The sequence below is a fragment of the Bacteroides sp. ET71 genome (assembly GCF_023336905.1).
Classification (GTDB): domain Bacteria; phylum Bacteroidota; class Bacteroidia; order Bacteroidales; family Bacteroidaceae; genus Bacteroides.
Genome location: NZ_JAMBLS010000004.1, coordinates 45,200 through 66,448, shown reverse-complemented (window position 1 = coordinate 66,448; position 21,249 = coordinate 45,200). Strand labels below are relative to the sequence as shown.

Sequence of the window (21,249 nt, the reverse complement as noted above, 5' to 3'; positions counted from 1 at the left end):
TATCTTCTTATTTTAATGTCAGCGCGATGGTCTGTCCTTTCTGCACGTGGCTTCCAGCCTGCAGTGACTGCCTTCTGACTCGCCCTATGCCGTTGAGGCGTACCCTCAGCCCGTGGCTTTCCAGCAGGTAGACCGCATCTTTGGCGCCCATGCCTATGACATTGGGTACGAGGCCGGCTTTCGATTCGTGCTCTTGCAACCGGATTTCACTGCTGTCCGGCTGTGCGGTGCCCCAAGCCCATGGCTGATTGTTGTCCGTCCGTTCTTCTTCTACCGGGATGTTCAGTTCGTCTAGCACAGCCAGCGCCTCTTGCAGTTCACCCTGCTTGACATTCGGCAAGGGGCACGACGTGCTGTCGACGGCAGCGGAGAGGTCGAAACGCAAGTCCTGTGCAAACACCCGTTCGGCGATTTTGCCGAAGACGCTGCCCGCCATCAGGCCGCCCGAGGCCGGAAGTCCAGGCTTCTGTATGGAGACTATGCAACTGTAACGCGGTGCCTCGGAAGGAAAGTAGCCGCAGAAGCTGACCAGGTAGTTCACCCTTCCCGACTTGTAGCCTTCCTTACCCTTTGAAATCTGGGCTGTCCCTGTTTTGCCGGACACGGAGAACTGGTTGTTTCCGGCCGGTTTGGCCAGGCCGTTCTTCACTACGCTGCGCAAGATGGTTCGTATTTTCGTGAGCGTCGAATCTGAACAGATTTTAGGATTGATAATCTCCGTAGGGTATTCCTTTACCACCTCTCCGTCTTTCAGCAATGCTTTGACGAATTTGGGGCGCACCATCACACCGTTGTTGGCTATGGCGTTGTAGAACGTCAGGATGTTCATGGGCGGCAGTTGCGTTTCATACCCGATGCTCATCCACGGCAGGGTGGTCTTGGCGAAGTAGCGTTCGTCCGGTCCTTTCAAATAAGGCTTGCCCTCGCCTTTAATCTGAAGATGGAGCGGCTGGTCCAGGCTCATGCGCTTCAGCCCGTCCACGAACTTTTGTGGGTCGTCGCGATAGTATTTGTCGATGAGGTAGGACACGCCGACGTTGGACGACACTTCCAGGATGCGTGTCACGTCTATCTGGCCGTAGCCTCCGCGGTGCCAGTTGTGGTCCCGCATCTTGCTTCCATACATGTTCATCACCCCGTTGCCGGTGTCTACCAGGGTGTGTGGCGTTATTTTTCCGTCTTCCAAGGCCACCATGATAGAGGCCGTCTTGAAGGTAGAGCCGGGTTCCAGCAGGTCGCTGATGGCGTTGCTGTTCATCTCGTAGTATTGTCCGTCGCTGGCTTTGGTCAGGTTGACGATGGCTTTCACTTCGCCGGTGGCAACTTCCATCAGCACGGCGACGCCCACGAAAGCGTTGATGCGCTCCAGTTCGTCACGCAGTGCTTTCTCGCAAATGTCCTGCATGCCGACGTCAATGGTCGAAACCACGTCACAGCCGTCTTGCGCAGGAATGTCGACTATGTCGAGGTAGCGGTCCATGACCTTTTGGCGGTGGGTGATGCCGTTGCGGCCGCGAAGCACGGAGTCGAAGGCTAATTCAATGCCGTTGCGTGCCCCCATGGCTGTGTCTGCATAGAGGCGGCCAAGGGTCTGCGAGGCCAGGGAGCCGAAGGGCTTCTTGCGCTGGTTGTAGATTTGTGCGTGGAAGCCGCCGGAGTAGATGCTTTGGCGGAAGACGGGCAGTTTCTTCACTTCTTTGTATTGGATGTAAGAGATGCGTCCCGGATAAATGAGCCAGTGGCGGCTTTTCTTCTTGCGCCCTTGTTGCAGGTGGCGTTTGAAGTAGGCTGTGCTTTTGTCGGGGAAGATGCGGTGCAGGCCGGTGCAGATGCTGTCCAGGCTGTCTTTGAGGGCTGTGTCCCGTCGACGCTGGTCTTTGGCTCGGCGTTCAGGGTCTTTTTCGCCGGATATGAAGTCCATATAAATGCGGTATTCGGGCAGGGAGCTTGCCATGAGTTTGCCGTCGGCCGAAAGGATGTTTCCCCGGTTGGGACGTATGGTCACGTTTTCGCGCACGAAGCGCTTGGCCACTTCGTGCCAGTATTCTCGTTCGGCGTACATGATGATGGCTGCCTTGACGATGATGAATACGCCCAGCAACAACATGATTACGACGATGAAGAAGTAGCGGTTGATAATGCTTTTCCGGTTTACGGCCATATCTTGTGTCTCCTTTCTTGCGGTTATTTTCTTATCAGGTAGGGCGGGGTTGTGGCTGTCTGCAGGTCGCTCTCCCGGGTGGCGATGTATTCTTCGATGCGTGACTGGCGGCTGCGTTCCATGAGTTCCGAGCTGCGTGTCAGGGCGTCGTATTTGATGTCGGTTAGCTGTTCTTTCAGGTCTTCCAAGCGAATCATCTGTTGTTGGCACTTATAGCGGTTGTGTATGTAGAACAAGACCAAGAGCATGATCAGTCCCAGCAGTTTGGCCTGGCGGCGGACAAAGTCGGTGGCCAGTATGTCTCCTCCGATGAAGCTTTTCCACGAGGTGCGCTTCGGGCGGCGTTTGTTGTTTGTATCTTCTTTCTTCATGATGCGTCGTTTAGTGGTCGTTATTCTTTTCTTCCGTTTCTTTCTTTTCGGCAATCCGCAGTTTGGCGCTGCGCGAGCGGGGGTTGCGTGCCACTTCTTCTTCGTCTGGTGTCAGTACTTTGTTGTTGACCAAGCGGAAGGGTGACTGTATGTTGCCGAAGAAGTCTTTCTGTATGGTTCCTTCTACGTTTCCGGTTTTCATCAGGTTCTTTACCAGACGGTCTTCCAGCGAGTGGTAGGTGATGATGGCCAGGCGGCCTCCGGGTCGCAGCGCGTCGGTGGCGGCTTGGAGCATTTCTTTGAGGGCGTCCATTTCTTGGTTCACTTCGATGCGGAGGGCCTGGAAGACGCGTGCCAGTTCTTTCTTTTCGCGTTCGCGCCCGAAGAGGGGTTTCACGATGTCCAGAAACTCGCCGATGGTGCCGATTGTCTTGTTGGCGCGTGCTTTGACCAGGGTGGCGGCCAGGCGGCGGCTGTTTTTCAGCTCTCCGTAGAGGTAGAAGACGCGTGCCAGCCGTTCCTCGTCGTAGTTGTTTACGACGTCGGCCGCGGTTTGTCCCGCCCGTTTGTTCATGCGCATGTCCAGGGCTCCGTCAAAGCGGAAGGAGAAGCCGCGCTCGCTGTCGTCGAAGTGGTGGAAGGATACGCCCAGGTCAGCCAGCAGCCCGTCTATGCGTGTGACGCCGTAGTAGCGCAGGAAGTTGCGCAGGTAGCGGAAGTTGCTGCGCACGAAGGTGAAGCGCGGGTCGTCGGGTATGTTCCGTTCAGCGTCTTCGTCCTGGTCGAATCCCAGCAGGCGTCCGTCGGGACCCAGGCGCGAGAGTATTTCGCGCGTGTGTCCGCCTCCGCCCATGGTGACGTCTACGTACGTCCCGTCCGGGCGTATGTCCAGTCCGTCTACGCTGGGTTTCAGCAGCGCGGGGATGTGGTATGTGGTGGCTTCCTGTGTCATGTCTGTTCCTCCTGTTCGTTCGGCAGATTGTCTTTCAGTGCTTCTTGCAGCGCGCGGCTGAAGTCTTCCGCTTCCATGAAGGGCGCGTCTGCCCGCTCTTTGGCCCAGATTTCGATGGTTTCGTCCATGCCTATGAAGCGCACGTCGCTCTGGATGCCTGCCATCAGCAGGTAGCGCCGCGGGATGAGGATGCGGCCGTTGGCATCGGGCATGACCACTTCTGCGTCGCTGACGAACTGGCGGAAGACGGCTTGCTGCTGGGCGTTCCACTTGTTCAGGCGGCGGCGCAGCTCGTTTTGGGTCTGGAACCAGACGCTTTCCGGATATAGCACCAGACAGTCCTGAAACACGTCTTTGCGCAGCACGAGGCGCTCTTCGGATGCGGCTTGCAACTGCTTCCGGAAGGTGGCGGGGATGAAGACCCTGCCTTTGGCGTCTGTCTTGGCTTCGATGTTGCCCAAAAAACGTGTCATGTTTTGTTTCTTTTTACCTTATTATAATAAACGGGGGTAAAAGTACACAATTCCCCACAATTCCCCACTATGTTTGCCGGAAAAACTTTCGGAGAAGTTTTCAACAGTGTGTTGATAGCATATCCGTTTGATAATGAACGGTGTTTTATTCTGAAAAGCGTTTCTTCCCTCTGCATGCGAGGTGCACGCCTGTGGGTGGAGAAATGTGCATTGTCAGGATGTTGCAGATATGGGTGTTTTGCTGTCAAAAAGATGTCTTTCCGTGGGATTATCTGACAAGGCGGATTTTTGAAAAATTGCATCCGGACGTGAAATGGAGGCTGTGTGAAATCTTGTCCCGGCTGTGGCGCGGTTTGGGGCGGGTGATGACGCGCACGAAGCATGGCCGTCACCCGCCAGAGGCGCGGCTGTTGCGGGGTGTTTGCGGGCTGAATCTGTGCCTGATTAGTGGTTTCGTGGGGCGGGAAATGCCGTTTGCCCCGTTTTCGGGTGGTCGAAGGGTGGGGAAAATAGGTTTTTCTTTTCTGTTTCAAGTGTCAATATTTTGCTATCGGGCTGGTGGTTAACAAAATAAGGCTCTTCCGCTTGAAAAATGCGGAAGAGCCTTGCCTGAGGGTGGAAACAGGCGATTCTCACGCCGTTCCGGAATCAATCTGTCAGATTGGTCAGTTTGTCACAGCCATTCTTCGGCGAATTGTCTTCACCGGACTACCGGAAGTCTTTCAACTCCTGTTGCAGCCGTTGCCGGGTGAAGAAAATGCGGCTTTTCACCGTTCCCAGCGGGATGTTCAGTTTTTCGGCAATCTCGCGGTACTTGAATCCGGCAATGTGCATGGAGAAAGGTATGCGGTATTCCTTGGGCAAAGCATTGACAATGCGGTGCATCTCCTTCAGGTCATAAGTGCTTTCGGTGCTCTCGAAGGCCTCTCCCTGGGGCGTGTTTAAGTGATACTGGTTCTCCGTCGTATCGATGAAAGTCTGTTCGCGCACGATGCGGCGGTAATTGTTGATGAAGATGTTGCGCATGATAGTGTATATCCAACCTTTGAAATTGGTTGCAGGTTCGTATTTCTCCTCGTTGTCCAACGCTTTCAGTGAAGTGTCTTGCAGTAGGTCGTTAGCTTCGTCGCGGTCTGCGGTGAGCTTGTAGGCAAAGCGTAACAAATCGTCTTGTACGCCGACCAGCTCGGTGGCAAATGTTGCAGTACTCATAAAATTCTTGTTTTAGGTTCAGGCCGTTCCCGTCTTTCGGGGCGGATATTTTCTACAAGTTTACGGAATAATCTTCACATTAGCAAGACAAATCCCGATTATCTTTAAGAAAAATCTGTTAACCGCCCGTTTTCGCGTTTCTTTCGTCCCTTTTTGTCCGTTTCCTTCACATTGCACATTCTGGCACATTCTGAGCAATTCAGGGCCCCAAAACGAGCTTTTGATAGGCCGGATGTAGGTTTTGACAGATTTTAGACGCAGTTTTCTGTCTAATCCTTGCAATAAATTAAAAAGATGCTTTAATTTTGCGCTGTTAATTCATCTGAACAAGAATGGCTGACGATTCACTGTTTTTAATCGATATAGATAAGATACTGCGCGAGAAGGCTCCGCAGAAGTCTAAATATATCCCTCGCTTCGTTGTGTCCTACCTGAAACGCATTGTTCACCAAGACGAGCTGAACGGCTTTCTGCGGGACGCACAAGACAAAGTCGGCGTGGACTTCCTGAAGGCCAGCCTCGACTTTCTGGACGCCAAGCTTGTGGTAAAGGGTGAAGAAAACCTGCCGGCACAAGGCTTGTGCACCTTCGTGTCCAATCATCCCCTGGGTGGGCAAGACGGACTAGCCTTGGGCTACGTGCTGGGCACCCGCTACGACGGAAAGATAAAGTATCTGGTCAACGACCTGCTGATGAACCTGCACGGGCTGGCACCTCTGTGCATACCTATCAACAAGACGGGTCGGCAAGCCAAAGACTTCCCACGCATGGTAGAGGCCGGTTTCGCTTCGGACAACCAGTTGCTGATGTTCCCCGCAGGCCTTTGTTCGCGCCGTCGGCACGGTGTTATCCGTGACTTGGAATGGAAGAAAGCCTTCATCGTGAAGAGCGTGCAGCATCAGCGCGATGTGGTGCCCATACATTTTGACGGGCGCAACTCCAACTTCTTCTACAACCTGGCCAATCTGTGCAAGGCTTTGGGCATCAAATTCAACATCGCCATGCTCTACCTGGCCGACGAGATGCTGAAGAACCGTCACAAGACATTTACCATCACCATCGGGAAGCCCATCCCCTGGCAGACTTTCGACAAGTCGAAGACACCCCTGCAATGGGCACAATACGTTAAAGACATCGTGTATAATTTGAACTGAATATGGAAGAAATCATTGCACCGATAAGCAAAGAACTGCTGAAGGCGGAATTGACCGAGGACAAACGTCTGCGTATGACCAACCGCAGCAACAACCAGATATACATTGTCACGGCTCATGACTCACCCAACGTGATGCAGGAGATAGGACGGCTCCGCGAAATCGCCTTCCGTGCCGCCGGCGGAGGAACAGGCAAGTCGGTGGACATTGACGAGTTTGATGTCATGGAGAATCCTTATAAGCAGCTCATAGTATGGAATCCCGAAGCCGAAGAAATATTAGGCGGCTACCGCTATATCTTGGGCACTGATGTCCGCTTCGACGAAAAAGGGCAGCCCTTGCTGGCTACGGCGCACATGTTCCATTTCTCCGACAAATTCCTGCGCGATTACCTCCCCACTACCATTGAGCTGGCCCGCTCCTTTGTCACCCTCGAATATCAGTCTACCCGGGTGGACAGCAAGGGACTCTTTGCTTTGGACAATCTTTGGGACGGGCTGGGTGCGCTGACTGTCGTCATGCCGAATGTCCGTTACTTCTTTGGCAAAGTTACCATGTACCCCAACTACTCACGCCCGGGGCGCGATATGATACTTTATTTCCTTCGCAAGCATTTCGGTGATAAAGAAGGATTGGTAACTCCCATTCACCCGTTGCAAATCGAAACCGACGAACACCAACTGGAAGCTCTCTTCTGCAAGGATACTTTCAAAGACAACTACAAGATACTGAATGCCGAAGTGCGTCGCTTGGGCTACAACATTCCCCCGCTGGTCAATGCCTACATGAGCCTCAGTCCTACTATGCGCATGTTTGGCACTGCCATCAATCCAGAGTTTGGCAACGTAGAAGAGACAGGCATCCTTATCGCCGTAGACGAAATCCTGGTGGAGAAACGCATGCGCCACATTCAGTCGTACGTTGAGAACGAAGCCAAACGTCACAGTAAGTGATTGCGGGGTGCTCTGCGCACTTTTGCGCCATACACTCTCTGATATAGCTTATGCCTCCTGAATAGCTTTCAGTAATATGGCTCTTATATATAAAATGTGGAAGCTTTGTAAGTTGGGGCTTCTGTCTTTAGTCCGGCTCTTTATTCCGAGGCATTGCGTGGTGTGTGGTGCCTGCTTGTGTGAAGAAGAGGAAGTCTTGTGCTTGCGATGCAACATGGGGATGCCACGCACCAACTATCATCTGTGGAAAGACAATCCGGTGGAACGCGCTTTTTGGGGAAAATTTCCTCTGGGGCGGGCTACTTCTTATTTCTTCTATCAGAAAGGAAATGAGTATTGTCATATTCTACACCAACTTAAGTATGAAGGCCGTAAAGATATAGGTGTGGCGATGGGGAGAATGGTGGCGGCAGATCTGCTCAGGACGGGCTTTTTTGAAGGAGTGGATGTCTTGCTGCCCGTACCGCTTCATCCGTCTAAAAAACGTCGTCGTGGATACAATCAAAGTGAATGTATAGCAAGTGGGATATCTGTTTTGACAGAGATTCCTGTAGATTCTGTTTCAGTGGTCCGTATTAAAAATACAGAGTCGCAAACCCGCAAATCCGCGTTTCAACGCTGGGACAATGTGAAAGACATTTTTGCATTGCGTGATTCATCCGCCTTTCAGAATCGTCACGTTTTGATAATTGATGATGTATTGACTACGGGAGCTACTATTACAGCTTTGGCCGATGCGCTGGAAAATGTGGAAGGGCTGCGTGTCAGTGTGCTGACGTTGGCAATGGCCACCAGTTGAGGACTGAGAATAAAAAAGGCTGGGATATGAAGTCATATCCCAGCCTTTTGCTCTTCGTCTTGGACTTGAACCAAGGACCCTCTGATTAACAGTCAGATGCTCTAACCGACTGAGCTAACGAAGAATAGCATTTGATGATAGCTCTTCGTCTTGGACTTGAACCAAGGACCCTCTGATTAACAGTCAGATGCTCTAACCGACTGAGCTAACGAAGAGTGTTGTTTTTTCTCAAATGCGGTGCAAAAGTAATAGGATATTTTGAAATATGCAATATCTTTGCAGAAAAAAAGAAGAAAAAGAACCGAATAACAGTAATTTCATCTAAAAACAGGAGCATATGAAACGATTTTTGAAGATTCGTAAGGTTTTTCTCGTGTTGGCGATCGTGTTAGGCACTGCAGCCATCTGGGGGTTCGCAAGCGGGGACAGCCGAAGTTTTCAATTGGCTAAGAATATAGATATCTTTAATTCCATAGTGAAAGAGTTAGATTTGTTTTATGTGGATTCCATCGATCCTAATAAAACCATTCGCGAAGGTATTGATGCCATGCTTTATTCTTTAGATCCATACACAAACTATTTTCCGGAAGAAGATCAAAGCGAGTTGGAGCAAATGCTGAAGAATTCTTATGGTGGCATTGGTTCTGTCATCACTTGGAATACCAAACTGAAGCGTTCAATGATAGCGGAACCTTATGAGGGCATGCCCGCAGCAGAGGTCGGTTTGAAACCGGGAGATATCTTGCTGGAAATAGATGGCGAAGATTTGTTAGGGAAAAATAACCAAGAAGTCAGTGAAATGTTGCGTGGTCAGGTAGGAACCAGTTTTAAGTTAAAAGTACAGCGTCCGGGTCAAAAGAAACCAATGGAGTTTGATATTGTGAGGCGTTCCATACAGTTACCCATCATTCCGTATTATGGCATGTTAGACAATAATGTGGGATACATCAGTCTGAGTACTTTTTCTGGCAATCCGTCGAAAGAATTTAAGCAAGCCTTTCTTGATTTGAAAAAGCAAGGCATTACTTCGCTGGTCATTGACTTGCGCAACAACACGGGTGGATTGTTGGATGAAGCTGTGAAGATTGCTAATTATTTTTTGCCACGTGGAGAAACCTTAGTAACGACAAAAGGTAAACTGGAACAGTCTAGTAATATGTACAAAACCTTGCGTGAGCCATTAGATTTGGATATTCCGCTGGCTGTACTGGTAAACAGCGTTACGGCTTCATCGTCTGAGATTCTGGCAGGCTCTTTGCAGGATTTAGATCGGGCTGTCATTATTGGAAATCGTACTTTTGGTAAGGGACTGGTACAGACTACACGTCCGTTGCCTTACGGAGGCACTATTAAAATTACTACTTCTAAATATTATATTCCCAGTGGTCGGTGTGTACAAGCTATTGATTATACTCACCGTAATGAAGATGGAAGTGTAGGGCGTATTCCCGATAGCCTGACTACGGTTTTTCACACACGGGCAGGGCGTGTAGTACGTGATGGAGGAGGTGTCACTCCAGATATAGAAGTCGAAGCCGAGAAACTTCCGAATATCTTATTCTATTTAGTAAATGATAATCTTATCTTTGACTATGCTACAGATTACTGTTTGAAGCATCCTACTGTGCCTCAGCCGGAACAATTTGAAGTAACTGATGCCGACTATGCAGAATTTAAGGAAAAGGTGAAAGCGGCTGATTTTAAATATGACCAACAGACCGAGAAAATATTGAAGAGTCTGAAGGAGATGGCGGAATTTGAAGGCTATTTGGATGATGCATCTACAGAATTCGATGCGTTAGAGAAGAAGTTACAACATAATCTGGAGCGTGATTTGGATCATTTTTCAAAAGAAATAAAAAGCATGTTGGCTATTGAGATTATTAAACGCTACTATTATCAACGTGGCAGTATTATTCAGCAGTTGAAGGATGACCCTGACTTGAAGGAAGCCATAAAGATTTTGGGTGATTCGTTATCTTATAAGAAAATGCTGAGTGCTCCTGTGGCTTCTTGATAATAAAGCGGTGGTTAGGGCGGTACCGTTTCTTTAAACGAAGATTATTGCGATTAAATTAAGATTTGTCAAAATGGAAACAAGTGTAACAGAGTTGACTTCCAATGCTGTTAATCTTCTACAGTCATTGATTGCCATACCGTCAGTGAGTCGTGAAGAGGTGAAAGCTGCGGACTATTTACAACAATACATCGAATGTCAAGGTATGGAGACCGGCCGTAAAGGAAATAATGTCTGGAGCCTTAGTCCGATGTTTGATCTTCGGAAACCGACATTGCTTCTTAATTCACACATAGATACAGTTAAACCTGTAAGCGGTTGGCGACATGATCCTTTTATGCCGAAGCTGGAAAGCAATGGGAAACTCTATGGGCTAGGCAGTAATGATGCAGGTGCCAGTATCGTCAGCCTGTTACAAGTATTTCTTACCCTGTGTCGTACTACCCAATCGTATAATCTTTTGTTCTTGGCATCTTGCGAGGAAGAAATCTCTGGTCGGGATGGTATTGAGAGTGTTTTACCTCAATTGCCTCCTATTGCTTTCGCGTTGGTGGGAGAGCCTACCGAGATGCAGCCTGCCATTGCAGAAAAAGGATTGATGGTATTGGATGTTACAGCAACGGGACGTTCCGGACATGCTGCACGCGAGGAAGGAGATAATGCTATCTATAAGGTGCTGGAAGACATAGCTTGGTTTCGAGATTACCGCTTTCCGAAGGTATCGCCGTTGTTAGGGCCTGTTAAGATGAGCGTGACGATGCTTAATGCTGGTACGCAACACAATGTTATCCCTGATCGTTGTACTTTTGTTGTGGACATACGCAGTAATGAATGTTATACTAATCAAGAACTGTTTGATATCATAACTTCCCATTTGAAATGTGAAGCTCGTGCCCGTAGTTTCCGGCTTAGTTCGTCGCATGTTTCATTACAGCATCCTTTGGTTCAGCGTTCGATTGAATTAGGTCGAAAGCCTTTCGGTTCTCCTACCTTGTCAGATCAGGCATTGATGCCTTTCCCTTCCATGAAAATGGGACCGGGTAAAAGTAGTCGCTCGCATACGGCTGATGAATTTGTTTTTGTTCACGAGATAGCAGAGGCAATCGAATTGTACTTGAAGCTGTTAGATGGAGCAACTCTTAGGTAGTACCTCGGTAGGCATCAACCGCTGCTTTGACAGAACCATGCATCAATAAGAGGGCATGTGCTTTTCCGTAATCCAGTCCGAGTTCTTCTACCAATATACGTGTTCCTCGATCGATAAGTTTCTGGTTCGTCAATTGCATGTTCACCATTTTGTTTCCTTTTACGCGGCCCAATTGAATCATGACGCAGGTGGAAATCATGTTGAGAATCAATTTCTGCCCTGTGCCAGATTTCATGCGGCTGCTTCCGGTAACAAATTCTGGTCCGACCACCATTTCGATTGCTATGTCGGCTTCGGCTGCCATTGGGCTTCCGGGGTTACTGGTGATGCAGGCAGTGAGGATGCCGTGTGCGCTTGCTTCATGCAAAGCACCCACGACGTAAGGCGTGGTGCCAGATGCGGCAATGCCAATGACAATATCTTTGTTTGTCACATTGTGTTCAGTCAGTTCCTGCCAGCCGCGTCGGGTGTCGTCTTCTGCTTTTTCTACAGGATTGCGCAGCGCGCTATCCCCTCCGGCGATGAGGCCGATGACCAGCGTGGGGGGCATGCCGAAGGTAGGAGGAATTTCAGAGGCGTCAAGCACTCCTAACCGACCGCTTGTGCCAGCACCGATATAGAAGATACGTCCTCCTTGTTTCATGCGTGGGACGATTTCATTTACTAATTTTTCTATCTGTGGTATAGTTCTTTTGACAGCTAATGCAACCTTTTGGTCTTCTCTGTTGATGTCTTCCAGTATTTCTCGTACAGATTTCTTTTCCAAGTCATTATAAAGTGAAGACTGCTCTGAGATGTTGATAAAAGCCCTGTCCGAAGTATCATTCATATCAATAAACTTTATTAGTGGTCTGTGTGATATCGTAATAATCCCTCCATAGGACTTTGGGAGATGTTGCCGATGCAGATGTTCATTTGGTTGGCTGCTGCGTACAATATTTCTTGGTAATAGAAAGCGATGGAACCGGTGAAGTGCACCTTGTATTGTTGGTAACCCTCGTATTGCATGACGTTGCGCCGGAAAAACTCGCAAAAGCTTTCCCATATCAGGTTGTGTACGCTAGGGTCGTGGACATGTTTAGCCAGAAAAGGTGAGAGCCCAGCCAGAAAGCGGTTGGGGAATGGTTTCCGGTAGACATGTTCTATAATCTCTCCCACGGTTAGTCCGGTTTGTTGCAAGAATTCTTCTTTCAGTCCGGGTGTCATCTGATTCTTCAGCAGATTGCCTACCAGCAGCTTGCCCAATACAGCTCCACTGCCTTCATCACCTAGGATAAACCCTAATGGGGAGACGTTGGCCACAATCTTTTCCCCGTCATAGAAGCATGAATTTGAACCTGTTCCCAGTATGCAAGCTATTCCCGCATGGTGTCCGCACAATCCTCGGGCTGCGGCCAGCATATCGGTATTTACCTCTACGAGATTGGTTTGCAGTTGTTGTTGGAGGATGCGGGTCACTGTGTTTATTTTGTCCGGGAAGCCGCAGCCTGCACCGTAGAAATACACGGCCTCGGGCAGTTTTCCTTGTAAGCGAGGTTTTAAAGCTGCTATTTCAGTGCTTATCTCCTCTTGGGTTTGGAAGAAAGGGTTAGTGCCTTTGGTCGTAAAGCGTTGAACAGCCTCTCCGCCTTTTTCCATCAGGCACCAGTCTGTCTTGGTCGAACCACTGTCTGCTACCAGTATCATGCTGTTTCTCCTCCGTTTTCTTTTCCGACAGGTTCTGTACATTCATCCACCAAATAAGCAATGGAGACATAAGGAATACCACTGTTGGTAGTCAGTCCTATTTCGCAAGTACGGCTGTTGCAGTAACCAATCTGTATACCATTGGCTTCGATTTGTGGGCGTAGTTTGCGTAGGGCGTAGGCGTTCAGCTCGGGATGGGTGAAGCCTCGGTCGCCGGCAAAGGCGCAGCAGCCGATTTCTTCAGGCACCAATACAAGTCCGGTGGTGCAAAGCTTGGCCAGTTTGACCAGGGTGTCTGCCAGTCCCATTTCTCGCGTAGAGCAGGTGATGTGCAGGGCGACGGGACGGTTGGTCGGTACGAACTTGAGATACGGGCGCAGGTAGTTATAGATGAACTCCGCCGGTTCGTACAATTTTATTTTCCGGATAGTTTGCCGCATGCGGTGCAGGCAAGGGCTTTGGTCGCACAAGACGGGATATTTTCCCTCTTCACTGGCTTTCCAAAGAGCAGCTTCCAGCTCGGCGCTTTTTCGGTCGGCAATGTCCGGCATGCCTTTGCTCTCCCAGATGGTGCCGCAACACAGCTTGTCCATGTGTTCGGGGAAGATGACCTCATAGCCTGCCTTGTGCAGCAGCTTTAGCATTTTATCCACCAGCGGTTGCTCTACTGGCGATTTGTGGGGCAGTCCCATTGTCTGATTGATGCAACTGGGGAAGTAAACAACCTTTCTTAATGAAGAATGAAGAATACCTGCTTCGCGGGGAGATGAAGAATCACTGTTGGAAGCAGCCCGTTCTTCATTCTCCATTCTTCGTTCTTCATTCTTCATTTTATAAGCTTTGGGCATGGCAGGTGTCCACTGGGGGATGCCCAGTAAATGATGCAGGCTGCGTGTCAGTTTGCTCATCGTGGTGGTTCCCAACACTGTGTGTGCCGCATCTGCCAGGGTGAGGACTGGGCGAAGCGCATTTTCGATGCCGGCAAGGTGGCGGGCTGCGTAGTCGCCGGTCTTGTAGCCCAAGCTCTTGGGAGGCAGGAGTTGCTGGCGGACGAAGTGTGTCAAGTCACCGGTGTTGATACCCATAGGGCAGGACATGGAGCAAAGTCCGTCGCCTGCACAAGTCTGATTGCCGGGATAGTAGTATTGCTTGAGCAGCAAAGCCAGTCGGGCCGGATTCTCGCCGCTCTGTCGCAACCGTGCTATTTCGCGTTGGATGACGATGCGTTGGCGCGAAGACAGGGTAAAGCCGCATGATACGCAATTCACCTCGCAGAAGCCACACTCGATGCAGCGGTCTACCTTTTTTAATGAAGAATGAAGAATAGTCCCTTCGGGACGGGATGAAGAATGTTCGTTGGAAGTCATCCATTCTTCATTCTTCATTCTTCGTTCTTCATTAAACAGCAGTGGCAGCGGCTTGAAGTGTTTCAGGTGACATTCCGGGTCATCGTTGAAGATGACGCCTGGATTGAGCAATCTCAGCGGGTCAAACAGGCGTTTGACCTCTTCCATGAAGCCGAAAGCCTCGTCTCCCCATTCGTAGCGCACGTAGGGAGCCATGTTGCGTCCGGTGCCGTGTTCGGCCTTCAGCGAGCCGTCGTATTTGTCTACCACCAGTTGTTTGACGTCTTCCATCAGGTCGGCGTAGCGTTTGACTTCGCTGTCGGTGGAGAAGCTTTGGTTGAGGATGAAGTGATAGTTCCCTTCCAAGGCATGTCCGTAGATGCAGGCGTCGTCGTAGCCGTGGCGGGCAATGAGCTGTTGCAGGTCTGCGGTGGCTTCGGGCAGGTCGTCAATGTGGAACGCCACGTCTTCGATGAGGCAGGTCGTGCCGGGCCGGCGTGTGCCGCCCACCGAGGGGAAGATGCCCGAGCGTATGGCCCAGTACTTGCCATATTCTTCCGGTTTGTCGGTGAAGCGCACGGGAATGTAGGTGTTGAACGCTGCGAGGCATGTCTCTATCCGTGCAATGTTCTGCGCCAGTTCCTCCGGCGTACGGGCTTTGGTTTCGGCGAGTATGGCGGTCAGCCCCGACGGGTCGGCAGCTTCCTTTTCATACTTTATATATATAGGGTCGTCTACGGACGACAGGCTCTTGTAGTCCAGCAGTTCGGCTCCCTTTACCAGCCATTCGCCTTGCTCGTTCACCAGTTTCTTCATGGCCACCACCGCGCGGCAGGCCTCTTTGATGTTGGTGAAGTAGAGCATCGCACTGGCCTTGTGCGGGTAGTCGTACTCTGTCTTCATGGTCACTTGGGACAAGAACGCCAGTGTTCCTTCGCTGCCCACCATCAGGTGTGCGATGATGTCGAACGCGTCGTCGAAACGGACAAAGGGTAGCAGGTTCAGTCCGGTGACGTTTTTGATGGAGTATTTATAACGGATGCGTTCGCTCAGCTTTTCGTTGGCACGGATGGTGTCGCGCAGCGTGCAGAGACGTTGCAGGAACTCGCGGTGGGTCACTTCGAACGAAGCACGGCTGACGGTATCGCCCGTGTCGAGCACCGTTCCGTCTGCCAGTACGATGCGGGCTGACAGCAGCATGCGGTCGCTGTTGGCATGTGTGCCGCAGTTCATGCCCGAAGCGTTATTCATGACGATGCCTCCTACCATGGCGCTCTTCACCGATGCCGGGTCGGGAGCAAACTTACGCCCGTAGGGAGCGAGCAGTTCGTTGACGCGCTGGCCGATGAGCCCCGGCTGAAGAGTGACTTGTTCGTGGTCGGGGCTGATGCTGTATCCTTCCCAGTGCTTGCCTGCCACAATCAGGATGGAGTCGCTGATGGCTTGTCCGGACAGGCTGGTTCCTGCGGCACGGAAAGTGACCGGCAGTTTGTAGCGCGTGGCCAGACGGAGAAGTTGAGACACTTCGCCTTCGTCTTTCGAGCGGATGACTATCTGCGGAATGAGGCGGTAGAAGCCGGCGTCTGTGCCCCAGGCCAGGCGGCGCAGTTCGTCGGTATAAATACGTTCCTGCGGAATGAAGGTTTGTGCTTCGCGTAAGAACTCTGTGTAACGATTCTGTTCCATACTTATAAAGCTGTCTTTTCAGGAGATTCCTTGATTTCGGCGGTAAAGTTACACATTTCTGATGGGAGTGCAAACATTCGCCTGTCTATCTCGCCGTTCAGTTTGTTTCCCCGCTTCCTTTTTGTCCGAGACCGGAGGCCGATTTCACCAGCAGGGCGGTGCCGATGGTCGTGACGCAGCACAGCACCGTCCAGATAAAGAAGTGGCGGTAGCCTATCTGCTCTTGCAGCCAGCCTGCCATCATGCCCAGCATCATGCTCAGTGCCATGAAACCGGTACAGATGGCGTAGTGGGAGGTTTTGTAAGGCCCGTCGGAGAAATGGATGAGGAAGAGCATGTAGGCGGTGAAGCCGAAGCCGTAGCCGAACTGTTCCACGAAGACGCAGAGGTTCACCGTCAGCAGCGAGGGTGCCGGGGCGTAGCTGAGGTAGACGAACGTCAGGCAGGTAAGCGACATGCTCCACGCCATAGGGGTCAGCCAGCGCCTGAGCCCGCCGCGTGCGGCCGCCATGCCGCCGATGATGCCTCCCAGTGTCAGGCCGATGACGCCCACCGTTCCGTAGGTCAGTCCGACTTGGGCGGTGCTCAGCCCCAGGCCGCCCCGATCCGTCGGGTCCAGCAGGAAGGGCTGGATGATTTTGGTCAGTTGTGCTTCGGGGAAGCGGTAGAGCAGCATGAAGGCCAGGGCGGCGGCGGTTTCCAAGGGGCGGCGTTTGGTGAAGAAGGTGCGGAAGGCGTCGGCAAATCCCTGCACGATGCCGCGCACATCGGTGTGTCGGTGTTCGGTGTCCACCGGGGGGCGAGGCAGCGTCCAGTGATGGTAGATGACGACGAGGAAGAAGAAGGCCGACAGCACTACGAACACCACCGACCAGGCCAGCGGTATGTCGCCCGTTGTTGTCTCCAGCAGGCCGGCCAGGATGACCAGCGGCCCTTGCCCCACGACCATGGCGATGCGGTAGAACGTGCTGCGGATGCCCACGTAGAACGACTGGTCGTGTTCGTTCAGGGCCAGCAGGTAGAAGCCGTCGGCGGCAATGTCGTGTGTGGCCGACGCGAGTCCCATCAGCAGGAAGACCGCCAGCGTGAACTGCACGTAGAACGGCGTGGGCAGGCTGAAGGCGATGCCCGCCAGCGCCAGGGCTATGACGGCCTGCATCGTCAGGGTCCACCAGCGTTTCGTCCGTACGATGTCGACGAAGGGGCTCCAGAAGGGCTTGATGACCCATGGGAGTCCCAGCCATCCGGTGTACAGGGCGATGTCGGTGTTCGACAGCCCCAGGCGTTTGTACATGATGACGGAGATGGTCATGACCGCCACGTAGGGCAGGCCTTGGGCAAAGTACAGGGTCGGTATCCAGGTCCAGGGCGAGCGGCGGCGGGTCGAAGGGGTAGTAGGTTTCATGGGCAACAGATTTTTATTCGTATTTCTTTTCCAATGTGGCTCCGGGGTAGTAGTGCCGCAGGATGGCATCGTAAGCATACCCCTGCTCTCCCATCACGGCGGCGCCTATCTGGCAGAGCCCCACGCCGTGTCCCCAGCCCGCACCGGTCAGGACAAACCGGCGGGGCAGTCCTTCGGGCGTGCAGCCCCCCGTCTTGTCCACCACGAAAGCCGAACTGTACAGGTGGGTGGGCGAGAGCGTACGCCTGATTTCCAGTTCCTTGCCAATGACAGCCGTCCGTTTCGTGCCCACGATGCGCAGCTTCCAGAGTCGTCCGCTGGTGCCTCGTGCCACGGGCACGAGGTCGACGATGCCCCCGTAATCCGTACCCGAACGCCGGCGGACGAGGTCGGCCAGCTCTTCCTGCGTGTACTCCACGCGCCAGCGGTAGTAGTCCGTCGTCTCCTGGTCGTAGTTGTTCAGCACTTGGCGGAGGATGTGCGCGTCCGTCGTGTGGCAGAAGGCGTCGGGTGCGGAGCGTATCCACCGTTCGGCCTCGGCTTCTTGCGTCAGGTCGGGCAGTCCGGCCGATGTCCAGTCGCGCTTCCGCCGCAGGTAGGGGTGGGATGTGTCCGCCCAGCAGGTGGCGAACTCTTCGAGGGCACCGCCGCAGCACTTCGAGAAACGTGCGTCGCAAATCCGTCCCTCGTAAGCCAACACCTGTCCGCGCGTGGCGGCCACGGCTTGCCGCACGGCATCGGTCGACGCCCGCGTGATACCCTGGTATCGCTGGCAGTGGTCGTCGGCGCAGACGTCGAAGCGGGTGTGGGCATCGCGCTCGTACCACACCAGCCGTCCGCCTTCCACGTCTTCGTGGGTGGGCAGCGGCGCAGCGGTCTTGTGTTGCAGGTTGGCCAGCAGCCAGCTTCGCGAGATGACCGCGTGTGCTTTCAGCAGTTCGGGCGAAGCCGTGGCGCTCATCTCGCTGGAGATGACGGAGGTCAGGTATGCTTCGACCGGGACAATGTTGACTGCCGTCAGGCGTCCGTCTTCGACGAGGAGGCGGAGGGCGCCGCGAAAGCGTTGGTCTTCGTGCCGCTCCCAGTGGAAGCCGATGCCGATGGTGACTTGCAGCAGGTCGAAAGCGTCTGTGGCTTCGTCATCGGGGGTGAACAGCAGTTCGTCGCAGAGGGTGCCGCCCCAGCGGATGCGCCCTTGGTCGAGGATGGCGGTTTGCCGGCCGCTGACCGGGATGGTATCGGCGTGGTAAGAGCCGTGCAGCACGAAGTCTATCCGTTCGCGGCTCAGGATGCCTACTTGTACGCGAGGTTCGTTCATGGGATTTCTTTTAAAAGAGGGTTGGAGGTGGAGGCGGCCCATGCAGACCGTATCCGTTGTTTCAGTTCGTCGAAGTCCGCTGCCGACGGGCACACTTCGCTGAGTATCTGTCGCAAGTCGGCAGCGTTGATGCGCTCGAAGTCTTTCTCCATGGGAAGAATGAACACGCCACCCATGTCTACCGACGCGGGGCTGCACAGCAGGCGTCCGTCGCCCGGCGCATCATAACACGAAGGACGGTGACGACGGCGGGGAAAGAGGATGAGTACCCAGTGCGGCGTGTCGTACCAGCAAAGGAGGTTCAGCATCGGTTCGGCGTGGCCGGGCGGCACGGGCAGGGCTTGGCAGACCGCGTGAAACAGGGCGGCGGCTTCCGCCTCGTCGGCAGTATCGATGACCAGCGGACGGCGCAGGTCACCATTCAAGCCGTAGAGCGACGAGTGTCCGCAGCCGCCCAACCGCTCTGCCGGGAGGGATGTCCACTGTGTCTCAATGGGCAGGAAGCCTCGGCTGCCCGCCTGGAAATGGGCGTGGTCGGGGGCGGAAGCTCCGCAGCGCGGGCCGTTGTAGAACAGGGTGTAGCCGGGCAACATCCGGGCCAGGCACAGCAGGTCGGCCAGGCGCGGGGCGATACGCTGGGGCATGTGGTCGGTAGCGGCCAAGGTCAGGTGGCGCGGGAAGATGGGGAAGGGATTGACCAGAATGTCGTAGCGTCCTTCCAACGCCCGGATGGCTTCTTGTTCCGCCGGGCGGTTCGCCGCACAGAGGAAGCACGCCCGCTGGCGGATGGAACGCTCGTCTACGCGGGCGGCGGACGAAACGATACGGGCCGGGTTGCATTGCACGCGGAAGGCCGTCCCGTCCACGTCCAGCGTCTTTACGCGCACCCGGCTCAGGGCGGCGTAGTTGTGTTGCGCCGTGGGCCAGTGGGCCAGTTGGCCGGTCAGAAAGTTATCTATGTCTTCGTTCATACGGTTGTTCTTGGGCGTTTCTCTCGCACACGGGCCGCGGTTCTTGTCCGCACGGGGCTTGGCTCTTCCGCACACGGGGCACGGCTCTTGTTCGGGGGAAGCAAGTGGTTTATTCACAAGCGTTTTCCTTGCGTCGGTTCAGGGCGATGCGTGCTTGCAGTTCCCATGTCCGGATGCGGTCTTTGTACAGATTGTTCCGGTTCGTGCGGATGATGTCCAGGTTGGCGTCCGAATTGCCTTCCCACCGGCGGCAGAGGTAGACCACGTCGTAGACGCGTCCGATGCGGAATCGCCGCGACATGGCCAATCCTACGGCATAGTCTTCGCCGTAGCACGTGTCTGGCAGCCGCAGTTCGCGCAGCAGGGGGGTGTAGAACGCGCGCGGGGCACCCAGACCGTTGATGCGCAAGGCGTTGTTGCGCCCGTTGTCGGGTGTCCATTCCCGGTGGTCGATGATGCCGGGCGGCAGCGGGCGCAGTTGCAGGTCGGTCAGGCGGTACGTCCCGACTACCATGGCGCAACGCTGCTCGCGGAAGGCGGCCACCAGCTTCTCCAGCGTTTCTTCGTCCGCATAGAGGTCGTCGCTGTCCAGTTGTACGCAGAAGCGTCCGCACTGCGGGTGGGCAGCCGCCAGGTTCCAGCATCCGCCGATGCCCAAGTCTTCGCGCCGGGGCACGAGGTGCAGCAGGCGGGGATCGTCGGCAAAGCGGTCGATGGCTTCCGTGGTGCCGTCGGTCGAATGGTTGTCCACCACGATGAGGTTGAACGGGAAGCTGGTGTGCTGGCCCAGCACCGAACGGATGGCGTCGCCGATGGTGCGGACGCGGTTGCGCACGGGGATGATGACCGATGCTTCGTATTCGAACTGTCCGGCGTCGAGGTCCGGTTCTTCAAACTGCGGGGCGAGGTAGGCGCCCACTTCTTTCAGGTGTTCCGTGCAGGCCTGCTCCATTTCCACCTGCCGCTCCCGGTTGCGCGGGTCCACATAGTCGAAGAGACGTTCGCCGCTGGGGCGCATGTCGTCCTCCACTTCGGTGTACAGGTATTCGTTGACGTGTACCAGCGGGGCGCGCTGGCTCAGCTTCAGGCGCAGGTCGTAGAAGCCGGCGTAGCGATAGTCGGTCGTCAGGCGGGCAGCGGCCTCTTTCAGACGGTCGGTACGCAGCAGCCACAGGGGGCCGAAGTCGAAATCGTCGCGCAGCGAGCCGGGTTGGTAGTCGATGACGGGCGCCTCGCTGCGTCGGCCACCGCTCAGCCGGTAGTGGTCGGCGTAGACCAGGCCTGCGCCCGAGTCTTCGGCGATGCGCACCATCCGCTCCAGGGCAAACAGGCCGAGGCTCAGGTGCGTTTCTTTGAGGTAGAACAGTGCGTAGTCGCCGTCGGCGTGTTGCGCCATGCGGCGCACGGTCTCGCTGGAGGAGAAATCCTGTACCGGCAGCAGGCGGCAGCCCGGCAGCGGGGGCAGCGTCCCATCGGCGGTCAGCAGCCACACTTCGCCTACCGCATCGGATGTGCGCAGTTCGGACACGGTAGTTGCCGCTTGTGCTTCGTCGGCATAGGGCACAAAGCAACTGATTCGTTTCGTTGTCATAACTGTA

General features: G+C 53.9%; 18 protein-coding genes and 2 tRNA genes. 5 read left to right on the top strand and 15 right to left on the bottom strand.

Going from position 1 to position 21,249, the window contains the following annotated elements:
• Positions 1-7 precede the first annotated feature (7 nt).
• The 6 genes from M3090_RS03850 to M3090_RS03825 form a co-directional block, all read right to left on the bottom strand.
• Positions 8-2,161 carry a penicillin-binding protein gene (locus M3090_RS03850; protein WP_249054074.1) on the bottom strand — a complete coding sequence of 718 codons (2,154 nt, stop codon included), beginning with the start codon at positions 2,159-2,161 and terminating at the stop codon, positions 8-10.
• A 23-nt stretch (positions 2,162-2,184) separates the two neighbouring features.
• Positions 2,185-2,532 (bottom strand): FtsL-like putative cell division protein, encoded by a 348-nt coding sequence (locus M3090_RS03845; protein ID WP_249054073.1) that lies wholly within the window; start codon positions 2,530-2,532, stop codon positions 2,185-2,187.
• Positions 2,533-2,542: 10 nt separating this feature from the next.
• Positions 2,543-3,484, bottom strand: coding sequence for a 16S rRNA (cytosine(1402)-N(4))-methyltransferase RsmH (gene rsmH / locus M3090_RS03840; RefSeq protein WP_249054072.1), 942 nt, complete (start codon positions 3,482-3,484; stop codon positions 2,543-2,545).
• The gene (gene mraZ / locus M3090_RS03835) at positions 3,481-3,957 is read right to left on the bottom strand and encodes a division/cell wall cluster transcriptional repressor MraZ (RefSeq protein WP_249054071.1); all 477 of its coding nucleotides are present in this window, start codon (positions 3,955-3,957) and stop codon (positions 3,481-3,483) included. The genes rsmH and mraZ overlap by 4 nt, the downstream gene beginning before the upstream one ends.
• The gene (locus M3090_RS03830; protein WP_249054070.1) at positions 3,954-4,490 is read right to left on the bottom strand and encodes a hypothetical protein; all 537 of its coding nucleotides are present in this window, start codon (positions 4,488-4,490) and stop codon (positions 3,954-3,956) included. The genes mraZ and M3090_RS03830 overlap by 4 nt, the downstream gene beginning before the upstream one ends.
• Positions 4,491-4,665: 175 nt before the next feature.
• Positions 4,666-5,169 (bottom strand): RNA polymerase sigma factor, encoded by a 504-nt coding sequence (locus M3090_RS03825; RefSeq protein WP_249054069.1) that lies wholly within the window; start codon positions 5,167-5,169, stop codon positions 4,666-4,668.
• Positions 5,170-5,501: 332 nt separating this feature from the next.
• On the opposite strand from M3090_RS03825, the gene M3090_RS03820 reads away from it, so the two are divergent.
• From M3090_RS03820 to M3090_RS03810, 3 genes are all read left to right on the top strand, one after another.
• Entirely contained in the window at positions 5,502-6,323 is an 822-nt protein-coding gene (locus tag M3090_RS03820) for a 1-acyl-sn-glycerol-3-phosphate acyltransferase (protein ID WP_249054068.1), read from the top strand.
• A 2-nt stretch (positions 6,324-6,325) separates the two neighbouring features.
• Entirely contained in the window at positions 6,326-7,276 is a 951-nt protein-coding gene (locus tag M3090_RS03815; protein ID WP_249054067.1) for a GNAT family N-acetyltransferase, read from the top strand.
• Positions 7,277-7,370: 94 nt separating this feature from the next.
• Positions 7,371-8,075, top strand: a complete 705-nt coding sequence (locus tag M3090_RS03810; protein WP_249054191.1) for a ComF family protein — start codon at positions 7,371-7,373, stop codon at positions 8,073-8,075.
• Between the two features lie 50 nt (positions 8,076-8,125).
• On the opposite strand, the gene M3090_RS03805 is transcribed toward M3090_RS03810, so the two are convergent.
• Positions 8,126-8,199 (bottom strand) — tRNA-Asn (locus M3090_RS03805).
• A gap of 17 nt (positions 8,200-8,216) precedes the next feature.
• Positions 8,217-8,290: transfer RNA gene (locus tag M3090_RS03800), tRNA-Asn, on the bottom strand.
• 122 nt (positions 8,291-8,412) lie between these two features.
• Between M3090_RS03800 and M3090_RS03795 the strand changes: the two genes are divergently transcribed.
• Both M3090_RS03795 and M3090_RS03790 read left to right on the top strand, forming a co-directional pair.
• Positions 8,413-10,092 (top strand): S41 family peptidase, encoded by a 1,680-nt coding sequence (locus M3090_RS03795; RefSeq protein WP_249054066.1) that lies wholly within the window; start codon positions 8,413-8,415, stop codon positions 10,090-10,092.
• Positions 10,093-10,165: 73 nt separating this feature from the next.
• Positions 10,166-11,239, top strand: coding sequence for a M20 family metallo-hydrolase (locus M3090_RS03790; RefSeq protein ID WP_249054065.1), 1,074 nt, complete (start codon positions 10,166-10,168; stop codon positions 11,237-11,239).
• On the opposite strand, the gene murQ is transcribed toward M3090_RS03790, so the two are convergent.
• The 7 genes from murQ to M3090_RS03755 form a co-directional block, all read right to left on the bottom strand.
• Complete coding sequence (gene murQ / locus M3090_RS03785; protein WP_249054064.1) at positions 11,232-12,068, bottom strand: N-acetylmuramic acid 6-phosphate etherase; 837 nt, start codon at positions 12,066-12,068, stop codon at positions 11,232-11,234. The two genes, M3090_RS03790 and murQ, sit on opposite strands and share 8 nt — an antisense overlap.
• Before the next feature lie 14 nt (positions 12,069-12,082).
• Positions 12,083-12,925, bottom strand: coding sequence for a BadF/BadG/BcrA/BcrD ATPase family protein (locus tag M3090_RS03780; protein ID WP_249054063.1), 843 nt, complete (start codon positions 12,923-12,925; stop codon positions 12,083-12,085).
• A complete protein-coding gene (locus M3090_RS03775; RefSeq protein WP_249054062.1) occupies positions 12,922-15,957 on the bottom strand; it encodes an FAD-binding and (Fe-S)-binding domain-containing protein in 3,036 nt (1,011 codons plus the stop codon). Before M3090_RS03775 ends, M3090_RS03780 begins: the two co-directional genes overlap by 4 nt.
• A gap of 97 nt (positions 15,958-16,054) precedes the next feature.
• Positions 16,055-17,362 (bottom strand): MFS transporter, encoded by a 1,308-nt coding sequence (locus M3090_RS03770; RefSeq protein WP_249054061.1) that lies wholly within the window; start codon positions 17,360-17,362, stop codon positions 16,055-16,057.
• A gap of 13 nt (positions 17,363-17,375) precedes the next feature.
• Positions 17,376-18,680, bottom strand: a complete 1,305-nt coding sequence (locus M3090_RS03765) for a SpoIID/LytB domain-containing protein (RefSeq protein ID WP_249054060.1) — start codon at positions 18,678-18,680, stop codon at positions 17,376-17,378.
• Positions 18,677-19,651, bottom strand: coding sequence for a DUF4922 domain-containing protein (locus M3090_RS03760; RefSeq protein ID WP_249054190.1), 975 nt, complete (start codon positions 19,649-19,651; stop codon positions 18,677-18,679). The genes M3090_RS03765 and M3090_RS03760 overlap by 4 nt, the downstream gene beginning before the upstream one ends.
• Before the next feature lie 109 nt (positions 19,652-19,760).
• The gene (locus M3090_RS03755; RefSeq protein ID WP_249054059.1) at positions 19,761-21,242 is read right to left on the bottom strand and encodes a glycosyltransferase family 2 protein; all 1,482 of its coding nucleotides are present in this window, start codon (positions 21,240-21,242) and stop codon (positions 19,761-19,763) included.
• Positions 21,243-21,249: the final 7 nt, after the last annotated feature.

What these genes read in the sequence shown, in the direction of transcription:
- M3090_RS03780 (WP_249054063.1), bottom strand. Translation starts at nt 12,925, where the DNA reads ATGATACTGGTAGCAGACAGTGGTTCGACCAAGACAGACTGGTGCCTG.
- rsmH (WP_249054072.1), bottom strand. Translation starts at nt 3,484, where the DNA reads ATGACACAGGAAGCCACCACATACCACATCCCCGCGCTGCTGAAACCC.
- M3090_RS03815 (WP_249054067.1), top strand. Translation starts at nt 6,326, where the DNA reads ATGGAAGAAATCATTGCACCGATAAGCAAAGAACTGCTGAAGGCGGAA.
- M3090_RS03760 (WP_249054190.1), bottom strand. Translation starts at nt 19,651, where the DNA reads ATGAACGAAGACATAGATAACTTTCTGACCGGCCAACTGGCCCACTGG.
- M3090_RS03795 (WP_249054066.1), top strand. Translation starts at nt 8,413, where the DNA reads ATGAAACGATTTTTGAAGATTCGTAAGGTTTTTCTCGTGTTGGCGATC.
- M3090_RS03850 (WP_249054074.1), bottom strand. Translation starts at nt 2,161, where the DNA reads ATGGCCGTAAACCGGAAAAGCATTATCAACCGCTACTTCTTCATCGTC.
- M3090_RS03845 (WP_249054073.1), bottom strand. Translation starts at nt 2,532, where the DNA reads ATGAAGAAAGAAGATACAAACAACAAACGCCGCCCGAAGCGCACCTCG.
- M3090_RS03790 (WP_249054065.1), top strand. Translation starts at nt 10,166, where the DNA reads ATGGAAACAAGTGTAACAGAGTTGACTTCCAATGCTGTTAATCTTCTA.
- M3090_RS03755 (WP_249054059.1), bottom strand. Translation starts at nt 21,242, where the DNA reads ATGACAACGAAACGAATCAGTTGCTTTGTGCCCTATGCCGACGAAGCA.
- M3090_RS03810 (WP_249054191.1), top strand. Translation starts at nt 7,371, where the DNA reads ATGTGGAAGCTTTGTAAGTTGGGGCTTCTGTCTTTAGTCCGGCTCTTT.
- M3090_RS03820 (WP_249054068.1), top strand. Translation starts at nt 5,502, where the DNA reads ATGGCTGACGATTCACTGTTTTTAATCGATATAGATAAGATACTGCGC.
- M3090_RS03765 (WP_249054060.1), bottom strand. Translation starts at nt 18,680, where the DNA reads ATGAACGAACCTCGCGTACAAGTAGGCATCCTGAGCCGCGAACGGATA.
- M3090_RS03825 (WP_249054069.1), bottom strand. Translation starts at nt 5,169, where the DNA reads ATGAGTACTGCAACATTTGCCACCGAGCTGGTCGGCGTACAAGACGAT.
- M3090_RS03770 (WP_249054061.1), bottom strand. Translation starts at nt 17,362, where the DNA reads ATGAAACCTACTACCCCTTCGACCCGCCGCCGCTCGCCCTGGACCTGG.
- murQ (WP_249054064.1), bottom strand. Translation starts at nt 12,068, where the DNA reads ATGAATGATACTTCGGACAGGGCTTTTATCAACATCTCAGAGCAGTCT.
- mraZ (WP_249054071.1), bottom strand. Translation starts at nt 3,957, where the DNA reads ATGACACGTTTTTTGGGCAACATCGAAGCCAAGACAGACGCCAAAGGC.
- M3090_RS03775 (WP_249054062.1), bottom strand. Translation starts at nt 15,957, where the DNA reads ATGGAACAGAATCGTTACACAGAGTTCTTACGCGAAGCACAAACCTTC.